Below are 13567 nucleotides of genomic sequence, written 5' to 3'. Positions count from 1 at the left end.
GCCCCACACCGACCGGCCCCACACCGACCGCCGCCACACCGACCTCGAGCAGCCCCGCCCCGACGGACGCCGCGCTGGCCGGTCTCAGCCTCTACGCAGCCGGCCCCAGCGCAGCTCAGGCGACCGCCACGGCGGCGTACCGGGGCGCGGACGCGGCGCTGCTCACCGAGCTCGCCGGGGTGCCGACGGCGACCTGGTTCGGGTCGTGGAGCAGCGACGTCACGCAGGCCGCCCGCACCGTGGTCACCGCCGCAGCCGCCTCGGGCACCGTCCCCGTCCTGGGCGCCTACGACGTGCCCGACACCGACTGCGGCGGGTACTCCGCCGGTGGCGCCTCGTCGCCGGCCGCCTACCGCGACTGGGTGCAGGACCTCGCGGACGGCATCGGGACGGCGGAGGCCGTCGTCGTCGTCGAGCCCGACGCCCTGGCCCAGCTCTGCGGCGACCCGGCGGCGCGCTACGCGATGCTGGACGCCGCGATCGACGTGCTGGAGGCCAACCCGGGCACGCACACCTACCTCGACGCCGGGAACCCGACCTGGATCGGCGCGCAGGAGATGGCCGGCCGGCTGCGGGCCGCCGGGGTCGCCGACGCCGACGGGTTCGCGCTCAACGTCTCCAACGTCGAGACCACCGCGAGCAACCTCGCCTACGGCCGGACGGTCTCCGCCGCGCTCGGTGGTGCCTCCTTCGTGATCGACACCAGCCGGGACGGCAACGGGCCGGGCACCGGCTGGTGCAACCCCGCCGGCCGGGCGGTCGGCGAACGCCCCACCACGCTCACCGGGCAGGCCGGGGTGGACGCCTACCTGTGGGTCAAGCGGCCCGGGGAGTCCGACGGCACCTGCAACGGGGGCCCGGCGGCGGGGACCTTCTGGCCGGAGTACGCGCTGGGGCTGATGCGCGCCCGCTGACCGGCCGGTCAGGCCGCGCGACGCTCACCGACGGTTGCGGTGGCGTCCCGGGGCCAGTCCGCCGCGACGCCGACCGGCCCGGTCGCCGTCCCGGTCTGGTCGGGGTGCGGCCAGCCGGTCAGCCGGTCCGGCCACGGCCGGGACGCCCGGGCCGGACCGCCTCGCGGCGCGCGGTGGCGCAGCGCCAGCGCACTGACCAGCAGCGCCCCGCCCAGCAGCAGCAGGTGCGCCACCGCGCGGTCGGCGTGCACGTGGCCGGCGCGCAGGTCGCCGAGGGTGACCCAGCTGAGCACGGCGGTGAAGGAGAGCAGGAACGGCAGCGCACCCGCCGCCAGCCGGGGCAGGACGGCGACGACGAGGAAGCAGGCCGCCAGCCCGAGGTTCCACGCGGCGGTCTCGTGCGCGAGGTGCACCGGGGCGGCCATGCCGGCCATCCCCGCGGACAGGACCGGGACGCTGACCGCGAGCTGCCCGGCACCCACGGCGAGCAGGGCGAGCCGCAGCCCGGCGTCCCAGCCGTCCCGGCGGCGGCGGGACGGGGCGGCCGGCAGCCGCGCCAGCACGGCCGCGGTCACGTCCGGCACCGGCTGCGCGGGCACCAGCCGGGCCCGCCGGGTCACCTCGGCGGCGGCGTCGGCCCAGCCGCGGCAGCCCGGGCACCCGTCGAGGTGCTCGTCGACCCAGCGCTGCGGCACGCCCGGCGACTCCCCGTCCAGCGTCGCCGAGACGGCCTCACGACATGTTGCACAGCCCACGCTGGCATAGTCGCCGACGACGGACGCGGAGTTCCCGGAGGGTGACGTGGGACAGCTGGAACGTCTCGCGGCACGGGCGGCCGACGGGGACACGGCGGCGCAGGCTGCACTGATCAGGGAGACGCAGGCCGACGTGTGGCGGCTGTGCGTCCACCTCGCCGACCGGCAGGTGGCCGAGGACCTCACCCAGGAGACCTACCTGCGGGCGCTGCCGGCGCTCGCCCGGTTCGAGGGCCGGTCCTCGCTGCGCACCTGGCTGTTGTCCATCGCCCGCCGGGTCTGCGCCGACCACCTGCGCACCAGGAAGCGGCGGGGGCTGGTGCTGATCGGCGAGGACACCGACCTGGCCGCGCTCGAGCGCGGCGCGCCCGCCGACGAGGTCGCCGGCACGGTCGCCGCCCAGGACGTGCTCGACCGGTTGGAGCCCGAGCGCCGGGAGGCCTTCGTGCTCACCCAGCTGATCGGGCTCCCCTACGCCGAGGCCGCCGAGGTGGTGGGCTGCCCGATCGGCACCATCCGGTCCCGGGTGGCGCGGGCCCGCGCCGACCTGGTGCAGGCGCTGGTCGCCGCCGACCACCCCCGCAGCCGCCGCCCCTCCTGACCCCCGCGCGGTTTTGCGCGCGAAAGTACGCGCGGTTTTGCGCGCGAAAGTACGCGCGGTTTCGCGCGCGAAAGTACGCGCGGGGTCAGGGGTTCTGGGCGGCCAGCCGGCGGAGGCGCTCGTTGTAGGCGGTCAGCGCCGGGTCCTCGCCGCTCTCCCCGCGGGCGACGGCCCGGTCGTGGGCGCGGTCGGCGGCCCGGTTGGCGCGCTCCTCGCTCCGGGTCCAGGAGAAGAAGACCACCGCGAGCACGAGCACCGTCGGGAACTCACCGAAGGACCACGCGATGCCGCCGGCCGCGCCCTGGTCGTAGAGCGGGTCGATGCCCCAGGACGCCGGCGGGTTGGCGTAGCTGGACAGCAGCAGCGTGTTGCTCATGATCACGATGACGCCGAAGAAGGCGTGGAACGGCGCCGGCAGCAGCAGCTCGAGCATCCGGCCACCGTGGCTGGAGCGGCGCGGCCACGGGTCGATCGCCAGGATCGGGCCGAAGAACAGCAGCCCGGTGACCAGGAAGTGCAGCAGCATGAACGTGTGCCCGGGGGTCGACGCCATCAGGTCGTCGAACACCGGGGTGAAGTAGACGCCGTACAGGCTGGCGATGAACAGCGGCACGGTGAACAGCGGCGAGGCGACCGCCTGCGCCAGCCGGCTGTGCAGGCAGCTCAGCAGCAGCCGGCGCGGCATCCCCGCCGGCCCCGGGACGGCGGGGAGCCCGCGCAGCGCCAGGGTCACCGGGGCACCCATCAGCAGGAACAGCGGCGCGAGCATGGTCAGCACCATGTGCTGGACCATGTGCAGGCTGAACATGCCCATGCTGTAGGTCTGCAGGCCGCTCGCGGTCACGTAGAACAGCAAGGCGCAGCCGACCAGCCAGGCGACGGTCCGCCCGACCGGCCAGGGCACACCGCGTCGCTGCAGCCGCCACAGACCCAGGCCGTACCCGACCGCCAGCAGCACCCCGAGCCACGCGACGGGCGAGGCGGCGCCGAGGTCGAGGGCCAGGACCCGGCCCGTGGTCGGCGGCAGCTCCGGCAGGTGCATGCCCCCCATGCCGCCCATGCCGCCCATGCCGTCGTGGTCCACCCGTCGCCCCTCCCTCAGCCCTGCTGTTCGGCACCCACGGTAGGCCGGTTCAGCGCAGCGTGACCTGCCGGGACAGCAGCCCGGCCCGGGCGCGGCGCTGGTCGGCGGTCAGCGGGTCGGTCACCGCGAGCGCGGCCTCCAGCCGCGACTGCAGCCCGGCCGACGGGCCGGCCCACTCCGCGCCCGGGACGTCGGCCGGCACGTCCCACACCGGGACGACGAGACCGTGCGCGCGGAACGCCCCGGCGTAGCGGGTGCCCTCGCCGAGGGTGAGCTGCTCGGCAGCGGAGAGCCGGGCGAGCGCGTCCAGCAGCGGCTCCTCCGGCTCCGGCCGGACCCAGCGGACGTGCGCGCGCTCGTCACCGGGGCGGCACCAGTAGGCGGCCTCCAGCCCCTCGAGCCGCACGGTCGGCATGACCATCTCGTTGGCGTGCGCCAGCCCGGCCTGGGCGGCGGGGTCGACGGTGGCGCCCTCCAGCCAGAAGCCGAAGTCCTCGTGCACGGTGACCTCGAACGGTGCGCTGGGGTCCAGCAGCTCCTGCAGCCGGGGCCCGGCGGAGCCGGCAGCGCCGATCGGACCCGGGTCGACCGGGGCACCGGCGGGGGCCTCCAGGGCGGCGGCGAGCGCCGTCCCCAGGTCGCGGCTGATGTCGTCGGAGGACGTGGCCAGCTGCAGCCCCAGCAGGATCTGGCCGTTGGCCCGGACCAGCGCCGGCGTCCCGCCGGGCAGCACGCTGGCGAGGGTGGCGTCCCGGCCGTCGGTGGTGCGCAGCGTCGCGGTCGCCGCTGGGACCAGCTCGCGCAGCGCCACCCAGTCGGCCTCACCGGTCAGGCCCTCGAACGGCCGGCGCACGGGCGGGGCGTAGCCGGAGCCGTGGCAGTGCTTGTAGCGGCGGCCGGACCCGCACGGGCAGGGGGCCTTCGGGTTGACCTCCCCGGCGGCGGCAGGAGCGGAGGACCGCGTGCGTTGAGCCATGCCATGAGCCTAGGTGGCTCCCTCGCAGGGTCCCGCCGCGAGCCTGCGAGTGGTGGGGGGCGAGGGGGTCCTTCAATAGGCTCCGCGGCGTGACGTTGGCTCCTGCGCCTCTCGACCTGACCGACCCCGCCGTCATCGCCGACCCCTACCCGGCGTTCGCCGCCGCCCGCGCCCGGGCGTCCGTCCAGTGGCACGAGGGGCTGGGCATGTGGCTGGCCTTCGGCCACCCGGAGGTCAACGCGGTGCTGCGGGACCGCCGGCTGGGCCGGATCTGGTCGGACAAGACCCCGGCGGAGCGGTTCGAGAGCTTCAACCTGATCCACCGGAACGCGATCCTGGAGATGGAGCCGCCGACGCACACCCGGCTGCGCCGGCTGATCAGCGCGGCGTTCGCCCGCGGTCACGTGGAGCGGCTGCGCCCCTGGGTGCAGGAGCTGGCCGACTCGCTGGTCGACGAGCTGGCCGAGCGCTCGGCCGGGCACACCCCGGTCGACGTGCTCTCCGGGATGAGCGAGGAGCTGCCGGTCGCCGTCATCGCCGAGCTGCTCGGGGTGCCCGCGGCCGACCGCCCGCTGCTGCGGCCCTGGTCGAACGCGATCGTGAAGATGTACGAGTACGGCCGGACGACGCAGATCGAGGACGACGCCGAGCGGGCCGCCGACGAGTTCGTCGCCTACCTGCGGGAGCTGGCCGCCGAGCGGCGGCAGGCGCCCGGCGAGGACCTGCTCACCCACCTGGTCACCGTCCGCGACGCAGAGGGCGACCGGCTCACCGAGGACGAGCTGGTGACCACCTGCATCCTGCTGCTCAACGCCGGCCACGAGGCGACGGTCAACGTCAGCGGCAACGGCCTGCTCGCCCTGCTGGAGCACCCGGCCGAGCTCGCCCGGCTGCGCGCCGACCCCGGGCTGCTGCCCACCGCGATCGAGGAGCTGATGCGCTTCGACTCGCCGCTGCAGCTCTTCGAGCGGACGGCCACCGAGGACGTCGAGGTCGGCGGCGCCACCGTCGCGCGGGGCCAGAAGATCGCCGCCCTGCTCGGCAGCGCGAACCGGGACCCGGCCGTGTTCGCCGACGCCGACACCCTCGACGTCGGCCGGGTGGACAACCCGCACATCTCCTTCGGCGCCGGCGTGCACTTCTGCATCGGGGCGCCGCTGGCCCGGGTGGAGCTGCAGGCCTCCTTCGGCGCGCTCCTCCGCCGGACCTCAGCTCTCGTCCTCGGCGCGCCCGCCCGGCGACGTCCCGATTTCGTGATGCGCGGCCTCTACGACCTGCCCGTCGTCCTCACCACCGCCTGAGCGGAGTGCCACGGGCGCGGAAACCGCGCCGTGGCACTCCGCTCAGTGCGTCAGAGGCGCTGGGCGAGCCGGTGGTACGCCGCGCTCCAGCGCAGCTCCTTGGCCAGGCTGCGCCGGGTGGTGTCGTCGTCGATGAGCACGAGCTCGGTGTCGAAGACCTCGGCCAGGTCGGTGAGCTCGTCGGCGCCGAGCTGGGTGGACAGCACCGTGTGGTGCGGGCCGCCGACGGTGAGCCAGCCCTCGGTCGCCGTCTCGAAGTCCGGCCGGGGCTCCCACACCGCGCGGGCGACCGGCAGGTTCGGCAGCGGCTCGGAGGGCCCGACCACGTCGATGACGTTGGAGACCCAGCGGAACCGGTCACCCAGGTCGCACCAGCCCAGCGTGATCCCGGCACCGGGAGCCGCGTCGAACACCAGGCGGGCCGGGTCCTCGCGGCCGCCGATGCCCAGCGGGTGCACCTCGAGCCGGGGCTTCTCGCCAGCGATCGACGGGCAGACCTCGAGCATGTGCGCGCCGAGGATCTTCGGGGTGTCCGCGGCCAGGTCGTAGGTGTAGTCCTCCATGAAGGAGGTGCCACCGGGCAGGCCCTGGGCAGCCGTCTTGAGCACGTGCAGCAGCGCCGAGGTCTTCCAGTCGCCCTCGCCGCCGAAGCCGTACCCGTCGGCCATCAGCCGCTGGACGGCGAGGCCGGGCAGCTGGCGGAGCCCGCCGAGGTCCTCGAAGTTGGTGGTGAACGCGCCGAACCCGCCCTCGGTGAGGAACTGCCGCAGCGCCACCTCGATCCGGGCCTGGTAGCGGACGCTCTCGTGCCGCTCACCGCCGGGCCGGAGATCGGCCTCGATCTCGTACAGGTCGCCGTACTCGGCCACCACCGCGTCGACCGCGGCGTCGGACACCTGGTCGACGACGGCGACGAGGTCGTTGACGCCCCAGGTGTTCACCGACATGCCGAAGCGGATCTCGGCCTCGACCTTGTCGCCCTCGGTCACCGCGACGTCCCGCATGTTGTCGCCGAACCGGGCCAGCTTCAGGCCGCGGGCGGCAGCGGCACCGGCGGCGGCGCGCGCCCAGGACCCGACGCGGGCCTGCACCCGCGGGTTGGCGGCATGCCCGGCGACCGTGGTCCGGGGCGTGCGCAGCCGGGTGAGGATGAACCCGTGCTCGCGGTCGCCGTGGGCGGCCTGGTTGAGGTTCATGAAGTCCATGTCGATCGTCGCCCACGGGAGGGCGGCGTCGGCCTGGGTGTGCAGGTGCAGCAGCGGCTTGCGCAGCGCGTCGATCCCGGAGATCCACATCTTCGCCGGGGAGAAGGTGTGCATCCAGGTGATGACGCCGAGGCAGTCCGGGTCCTCGTTGGCCTCGCCCATGATCCGGCGGATCGCGCCCGCGTCGGTGAGCACCGGCTTCCAGACGATGCGCACCGGCACGTCCGCGGCGCCGTCGAGCGTGGCCGCGACCCGCTGGGACTGCTCGGCGACCTGCTGGAGGGTCTCCTCCCCGTACAGCCCCTGGCTGCCGGTGAGGAACCAGATCTGAGAACCTTCGAATGGCACGTGTTGCTCCTTGGTCATCGCTGTCCGTAGACGTTCTGGTAGCGCGCGTACAGCGAGTCGATGTCCGCCTGCGCGATCGGGACGGGCTCGCCCAGCTGGCGGGACAGGTGCACGGTCCGGGCGACGTCCTCGGTCATGACGGCCGCCTTGACCGCCGCCTCGGCCGAGGGCCCGATGGTGAAGACGCCGTGGTTCTTCATCAGCACCGCCGGCGAGCGGTGCCCCTGCAGCGTCCCGACGATGCCCTGGCCGATGGAGTCGTCACCGATCAGCGCGAACGGCCCCACCGGGATCGGCCCGCCGAACTCGTCGGCCATCGCCGTGAGCACGCAGGGGATCTCCTCGTGCCGGGCCGCCCAGGCCGCGGCGTAGGTGCTGTGCGTGTGCACCTGCCCGTTGACCTCGGGCATGTTGCGGTAGACGTAGGCGTGCGCGGCGGTGTCGCTGGAGGGGGCCCGGACGCCGTCGAGCGCGTTGCCGTCCAGGTCGCACACGGTGATGCCCTCCCAGGTCAGCTGGTCGTAGGAGACCCCGCTGCCCTTGATGACGAACAGGTCCTCGCCGGGCACCCGCTCGGAGACGTTGCCCGAGGTCCAGGTGACCAGCTCGTAGCGGGTCAGGTACGCGTGCAGCGCGGCGACGTGCTCACGCTGCTCGCGGTGGGTGCCCTGCTCGGTGCGGGTCGTGGTGGCGGTCATGCCGGCTGCTCCTCGGTGGCGGTGGCGGTGGTGGTCGTGTCGGTCTGCCGGGCACCGATCCCCACGTGCCCCACGGCGGCCCGCTCGACCGGGAGCGCGGCGACCCACCGCTCCATGAACGCGTCGAAGCCGGCGACGTCGGTGGGGTCGGGCTCAGCGGTCGACAGGCTCGCGCCGGTGAAGACCGTGCCGTCCAGGTAGTCCGCCAGGCCCTGCTCCGGCGAGCGTCCGGCGGCGAAGGCGGCCAGGACGGCGATGCCCCAGGCGCCCCCCTCGGCCGCGACGTCGCCGACGGAGACCGGGGTGTCGATCGCGGCGGCCAGGAACCGCTGCGCCACGCCCTCGGTCCTGAACATGCCGCCGTGCGCGAACATCCGGTCCAGCCGTACGCCCTCGGTCTTCTGCAGGACGTCCATGCCGATCCGGAGCGTCGCCAGGGAGGAGAACAGGTGCGTCCGCATGAAGGTGCCGAGGTCGAGCCGGCTGTCCGGGGACCGCAGGAACAGCGGCCGGCCCTCCTCGAACTCGGTGATCGGCTCCCCGGAGAGGTAGTTGTAGGCGAGCATCCCGCCGCCGTCGCTCGCACCGTCCAGTGCGGCGGTGAACAGGGTCTCGAAGACCTGCGACCGGTCGGCCTCGACGCCCAGCGCCCGGGCGAACTCGGCGAACAGCCCGGCCCAGGCGTCCAGCTCACTGGCCCCGTTGTTGCAGTGCACCATCGCCACCGGGTCGCCGGCCGGCGTGGTGACCAGGTCCAGCTCGCGGTGCGCGCGGGAGAGCGCGCGCTCGAGCACGACCATGGCGAAGATGCTGGTGCCGGCCGAGACGTTGCCGGTGCGCGGGGCGACGGAGTTGGTGGCGACCATCCCGGTGCCGGCATCCCCCTCGGGGGGACACAGCGGGACGCCGGGACGCAGCTGCCCCGTCGGGTCCAGCAGCCGCGCGCCGGCCTCGGTGAGCCGGCCGGCCGGCTGGCCGGCGACGGCGATGGTGGGCAGCAGCGCGGCGAGGTCCAGGTCGGCACCGGCCTCGGCGGCGAGCTGGTCGAACCGGGCCAGCATCGCGGTGTCGTACCCACCGGTGCCGGCGGCGATCGGGAACATGCCGCTGGCGTCCCCGATGCCGAGGACCTTCTCGCCGGTGAGCTGCCAGTGCACATAGCCGGCCAGGGTCGTCAGGGAGTCGAGCCGTCCGACGTGCTCCTCGCCGTCCAGCACCGCCTGGTAGAGGTGCGCGACGCTCCACCGGTGCGGGATGTTGCAGCCGAACTCCGCGCTGAGCCGCTCGGCGGCCCGGCCGGTGTTGGTGTTGCGCCAGGTGCGGAACGGCGTCAGCAGCTCGCCGTCGGCGTCGAGGGCCAGGTAGCCGTGCATCATCGCCGACACCCCGAGCGCGCCGACGCCGGCCAGCTCGACGCCGTGCCGGCGCCGCACGTCCTCGGCCAGGGCCGCGACGCTCTGCTGCAGCCCGGACCACACGGCCTCCAGCGAGTAGGTCCACAGCCTGCCGACGAACTGGTTCTCCCAGTCGTGGCTGCCGACGGCGAGCGGGGCGTGGTCGGGCCCGATCAGCACCGCCTTGATCCGGGTCGACCCGAGCTCGATCCCCAGGGCCGTGGCTCCTGAGGTGATCGCTGCGCCGGCATCCGTCGTCATGTCAGGTGCTCCTTGATCCGCCTCGCGCTGAGGGCGGGCCTCAGCGGTCCCGTCGATCGCGGGACACGGCGGGACTGATGATTGTTAGCGTTAACAACAGCGTCGGTCAAGCCGGGCCGGTGGAGCGTCGGACGATCAGCTGCGGCACGACCGGGTCGGGCAGCAGGTCCTCGCCGTGCAGCCGGCAGAGCACCAGCCGGACCCCGCGCCGGCCCAGCTCGGCGAAGTCCTGCCGGACGGTGGTGAGCGGCGGGCTGTAGTACGCGGCCTCCGGGACGTCGTCGAAGCCGACGACGCTGATGTCGCCCGGGACCGACACGCTCTCCTCGTTCAGCGCGTTGAGCAGCCCGAGGGCCATCTGGTCGTTGGCGAGGAAGACCGCGGTGACGTCCTCGCCCCGCCGGCGGCGCTCGGTCAGGCGGCGGCCGGCGGCGTACCCCGCCGACGCCATCCAGTCACCTTCGAGCGGCTCGGGCACGGGCGCCCCGGCCTCGATCAGCGCGCGGCGCCAGCCACGCACCCGGCCCCGCGCCTCCAGCGAGTCGACCGGGCCGGTGACGTGGTGGACGGTGCGGTGGCCGAGGTCCAGCAGGTGCCGGACTGCCAGCGCGGCGCCCAGCTCCTGGTCGACCCAGACGGTCGGGTGCTGCTCACCGCGGCCCACCTGGACCGCGATCAGCGGCACCGGGGCGGTGAACCGGCGCAGCGCGTCGACGGCCTGGCCGTAGGTGGACAGCGCCACCACCGCGTCGACCGACTGGGCGACGAACCGGTCGACGGCCTCGCGCATCGCCCGCTCGCTGTCGTCGTCGAGGATCGCGACGCTCAGCGAGTACCCCGCCGCGCGGGCGGCCTGCTCCAGTCCGAGCAGGGTCTGCGCCGGCCCGTACTGGTTGATGTGCGACGTGACGAGGCCGATGGTCCGCGACGACCCGGTGACCAGCGCCCGTGCGGCCGCATTGGGCCGGTAACCCAGCTCGGCGATGGCCCGGAGCACCCGCTCCCTGGTGGCGGGTGCGACGTTCGGGTGGCCGTTGACGACCCGGGACACCGTCTGGTGCGAGACGCCGGCCCGAGCCGCGACGTCCGACATGCCCAACGCTCGCGGCGCCCCCTCGGGCAGCACGGTCGCCTCCTTCATGGGGGCGGCCTCATTGCCGCCCCCCGTCGGTGGTCCTGCGGACCGTCAGCGGGAAGAGCCGGCCCGCCGCTTGTTGTAGACGTCGAAGGCGACGGCGAGGAGCAGGATGAGCCCCTTGATCACCGACTGGATCGACTGGTCGACGCCCTGGAGCTGCATGCCGTTGCTCAGCACCGCCACGAGCAGACCACCGACCATCGCGCCGGCCACCGTGCCGACACCACCGGTGACGGCAGCGCCACCGATGAAGGCCGCCGCGATCGCGTCGAGCTCGAAGTTCTGGCCGGCCGCGGGCTGCGCGCCGTTGGACCGCGAGGAGTAGATGATCCCCGCAACCGCGGCCAGGAAGCCCATGTTGACGAAGATCCAGAAGTTGACGACCTTGACCTTGACACCGGACAGGGTCGCGGCCGCCAGGTTGCCGCCGATGGCGTACACCTGACGCCCGAAGACCGAGCGCTTGGTGATCATGCCGTAGACGGTGATCAGCACACCCAGGATGATGAGCACGATCGGCAGGCCACGGGCGTGGGCCAGCTGCCAGGCGAAGTACATGACCACGGCGGCGACGACGACGACCCGGGCGACGAAGAGCGGGAAGCTCTCCACCGGCTGCTTGTAGCGGATCCGCGCCACCCGGGTGCGGAAGCCGCTGACCGCGTACCCGGCGACCGCGAGCGCGCCGATCAGCAGGGTGAAGGCGTCGTACCCGTTGCCACCGAGCAGGCCGTTGAGGAAGCCGCTGGACACCTTCTGGTACTGCGGGGTGAACGGCGACAGCGAGATGTTGTCCAGCACCTGCAGGGTGAGCCCGCGGAAGATGAGCATGCCCGCGAGGGTCACGATGAACGCCGGGATCCCGACGTAGGCGACCCAGAAGCCCTGCCAGCAACCGACCGCGAGACCGACCGCGATGGCCGCGAGCATGCCGACCCACCACGGGGCGCCGTGCCGGATGACCAGCACGGCGGAGGTCGCCCCGGTCAGCGCCACGACCGAGCCGACCGACAGGTCGATGTGGCCGGCGATGATCACGATGACCATGCCGATCGCCAGCACCAGCACGTAGGAGTACTGCAGGACGATGTTGGTGATGTTGCCCGGGCTGAGCGACGTGCCGCCGGTCAGGATGGCGAAGAGCACCACCACGACGAAGAACGCGACGTAGATGCCGCTCTGCCGGAGGTTGCGGGTGAGGAGCTCGCGGATGTCGCTGGTCCCGACCTTGGTGGCCTGGGCCTGCGCGTCGGCGACCTCCGCGGGGGTCTGGTTGGTCTCTGTCTCCCCGGGCTGGGGCCCCACGGTCCTGGTCATGCTGCCAGCTCCCTCTCCTTGGTCATCAGCTTCATGAGGCTCTCCTGGGTGGCCTCACGAACCGGCTGCTCGCCGGTGATGCGCCCGGCCGAGAGCGTGTAGATGCGGTCACAGATGCCGAGCAGCTCAGGCAGCTCGGACGAGATGACGATGACGGCCTTGCCGGCCGCCACCAGCTTGTTGATGATCGTGTAGATCTCGTACTTCGCGCCGACGTCGATGCCGCGGGTCGGCTCGTCGAGGATCAGCACGTCCGGGTCGGTGAACAGCCACTTGGACAGCACGACCTTCTGCTGGTTGCCGCCCGAGAGCTTGCCGACGATCGAGGAGACGCTGGGCGCCTTGATGTTCATGTCCCGCCGGCTGTCCTCGGCGACCTTGGTCTCCTCGTTGCCGTTGACCCAGCCCCGGGTGGCGAGCTTGCTCAACGCGGCCGCGGAGACGTTGCGCCGGATGTCCTCGATGAGGTTGAGGCCGTACTTCTTGCGGTCCTCGGTCGCGTAGGCGATGCCGTGGTCGATGGCCTCGGCGACGCTGCGCGCCTTGACCTCGCGGCCGTGCACGAAGACCCGGCCCTCCTGGTAGCGACCGTAGGACCGCCCGAAGATGCTCATCGCCAGCTCGGTGCGCCCGGCACCCATGAGGCCGGCGATGCCGATGACCTCACCGGCCCGCACGTTGAAGGCCGCGTGGTCGACCACCAGGCGGTCCTGGGTGGGGTGCTTGACCGTCCAGTCCTCCACGCGCAGCACCTCCTCGCCGGGGTGCGACTCGCGGTCGGGGTAGTAGGACTCCAGGTCGCGACCGACCATGCCGCGGATGATCCGGTCGGTGTCGACGTCCGGGGCGGCCATGTCGAGCGTCTCGACGGTCTTGCCGTCGCGGATGATCGTGGTGTGCTGGGCGATCGCGACGATCTCGTTCAGCTTGTGCGAGATGATGATCGAGGTGATGCCCCGCTCGCGGAGCCGCCGCAGCAGGTCCAGCAGGTGGGCGGAGTCGTTGTCGTTCAGCGCGGCGGTGGGCTCGTCGAGGATCAGCAGCTTGACGTCCTTGGAGATCGCCTTGGCGATCTCGACCAGCTGCTGCTTGCCCACGCCGAGGGTGCCGACCGGGGTCACCGGGTTCTCGGCGAGACCGACCTCGGCGAGCAGCGCGGCGGCGTCGGCGTTGGCCTTGTTCCAGTCGATCAGGCCGGCGCGGCCCTTGCGCTCGTTGCCCAGGAAGATGTTCTCCGCGATGGACAGGTAGGGCACCAGCGCGAGCTCCTGGTGGATGATCACGACGCCTTGGTGCTCGCTGTCGCGGATGCTGCCGAACTTCTGCACCTCGCCGTCGAGGAGGATCTCCCCCTCGTAGGTGCCGGCCGGGTAGACGCCGGACAGGACCTTCATCAGCGTCGACTTGCCGGCGCCGTTCTCACCGCAGATGGCGTGGACCTCGCCGCGCCGCACCGCGAGTGACACGTCCGACAGCGCCTTCACGCCGGGGAACGTCTTGGTGATGGAACGCATCTCGAGGATGTAGTCGTCCATGGACGCCGTCGTCCTTGCCTCTCTGCGGGATGTCGGGCCG

The 13567-nt window shown here is 73.1% G+C and carries 12 protein-coding genes; 3 read left to right on the top strand and 9 right to left on the bottom strand.

Annotated features, from left to right (window positions below; genetic code table 11):
• On the top strand, positions 1-914 hold a 914-nt coding region (locus FHL79_RS17795; protein WP_138759912.1), incomplete at its 5' end, for a glycoside hydrolase family 6 protein.
• A gap of 8 nt (positions 915-922) precedes the next feature.
• On the opposite strand, the gene FHL79_RS17790 is transcribed toward FHL79_RS17795, so the two are convergent.
• Positions 923-1669, bottom strand: a complete 747-nt coding sequence (locus FHL79_RS17790) for a zf-HC2 domain-containing protein (protein ID WP_138759911.1) — start codon at positions 1667-1669, stop codon at positions 923-925.
• Between the two features lie 46 nt (positions 1670-1715).
• Between FHL79_RS17790 and FHL79_RS17785 the strand changes: the two genes are divergently transcribed.
• On the top strand, positions 1716-2270 hold the full coding sequence (locus FHL79_RS17785; protein WP_138759910.1) for a sigma-70 family RNA polymerase sigma factor: 555 nt from the start codon (positions 1716-1718) through the stop codon (positions 2268-2270).
• Between the two features lie 85 nt (positions 2271-2355).
• On the opposite strand, the gene FHL79_RS17780 is transcribed toward FHL79_RS17785, so the two are convergent.
• Together FHL79_RS17780 and FHL79_RS17775 are read right to left on the bottom strand one after the other, a co-directional pair.
• Positions 2356-3354: a cytochrome c oxidase assembly protein gene (locus FHL79_RS17780; protein ID WP_138759909.1), complete on the bottom strand. Its 999-nt coding sequence runs from the start codon at positions 3352-3354 to the stop codon at positions 2356-2358.
• 49 nt (positions 3355-3403) lie between these two features.
• Positions 3404-4330, bottom strand: a complete 927-nt coding sequence (locus FHL79_RS17775; RefSeq protein WP_138759908.1) for a DUF5926 family protein — start codon at positions 4328-4330, stop codon at positions 3404-3406.
• Between the two features lie 89 nt (positions 4331-4419).
• Between FHL79_RS17775 and FHL79_RS17770 the strand changes: the two genes are divergently transcribed.
• Positions 4420-5631 carry a cytochrome P450 gene (locus tag FHL79_RS17770; RefSeq protein WP_138759907.1) on the top strand — a complete coding sequence of 404 codons (1212 nt, stop codon included), beginning with the start codon at positions 4420-4422 and terminating at the stop codon, positions 5629-5631.
• Positions 5632-5681: 50 nt separating this feature from the next.
• On the opposite strand, the gene araA is transcribed toward FHL79_RS17770, so the two are convergent.
• The 6 genes from araA to mmsA all read right to left on the bottom strand — a co-directional run bounded on the left by araA (position 5682) and on the right by mmsA (position 13527).
• On the bottom strand, positions 5682-7184 hold the full coding sequence (gene araA, locus FHL79_RS17765; RefSeq protein WP_246080928.1) for an L-arabinose isomerase: 1503 nt from the start codon (positions 7182-7184) through the stop codon (positions 5682-5684).
• Positions 7185-7198: 14 nt separating this feature from the next.
• Positions 7199-7882: an L-ribulose-5-phosphate 4-epimerase gene (locus FHL79_RS17760; protein WP_138759905.1), complete on the bottom strand. Its 684-nt coding sequence runs from the start codon at positions 7880-7882 to the stop codon at positions 7199-7201.
• Positions 7879-9537 carry a xylulokinase gene (locus tag FHL79_RS17755; protein ID WP_138759904.1) on the bottom strand — a complete coding sequence of 553 codons (1659 nt, stop codon included), beginning with the start codon at positions 9535-9537 and terminating at the stop codon, positions 7879-7881. The genes FHL79_RS17760 and FHL79_RS17755 overlap by 4 nt, the downstream gene beginning before the upstream one ends.
• 106 nt (positions 9538-9643) lie before the next feature.
• Positions 9644-10678, bottom strand: a complete 1035-nt coding sequence (locus FHL79_RS17750) for a LacI family DNA-binding transcriptional regulator (protein ID WP_138759903.1) — start codon at positions 10676-10678, stop codon at positions 9644-9646.
• A 45-nt stretch (positions 10679-10723) separates the two neighbouring features.
• Complete coding sequence (mmsB, locus tag FHL79_RS17745; protein WP_138759902.1) at positions 10724-11992, bottom strand: multiple monosaccharide ABC transporter permease; 1269 nt, start codon at positions 11990-11992, stop codon at positions 10724-10726.
• On the bottom strand, positions 11989-13527 hold the full coding sequence (gene mmsA / locus FHL79_RS17740) for a multiple monosaccharide ABC transporter ATP-binding protein (protein WP_138759901.1): 1539 nt from the start codon (positions 13525-13527) through the stop codon (positions 11989-11991). Before mmsA ends, mmsB begins: the two co-directional genes overlap by 4 nt.
• Positions 13528-13567 lie beyond the last annotated feature (40 nt).

This window comes from Modestobacter altitudinis, assembly GCF_005930475.1.
Lineage (GTDB): Bacteria > Actinomycetota > Actinomycetes > Mycobacteriales > Geodermatophilaceae > Modestobacter > Modestobacter altitudinis.
The sequence above is the reverse complement of the archived record's forward strand: the minus strand, read 5'-3'. Positions and strand labels throughout refer to the sequence as shown.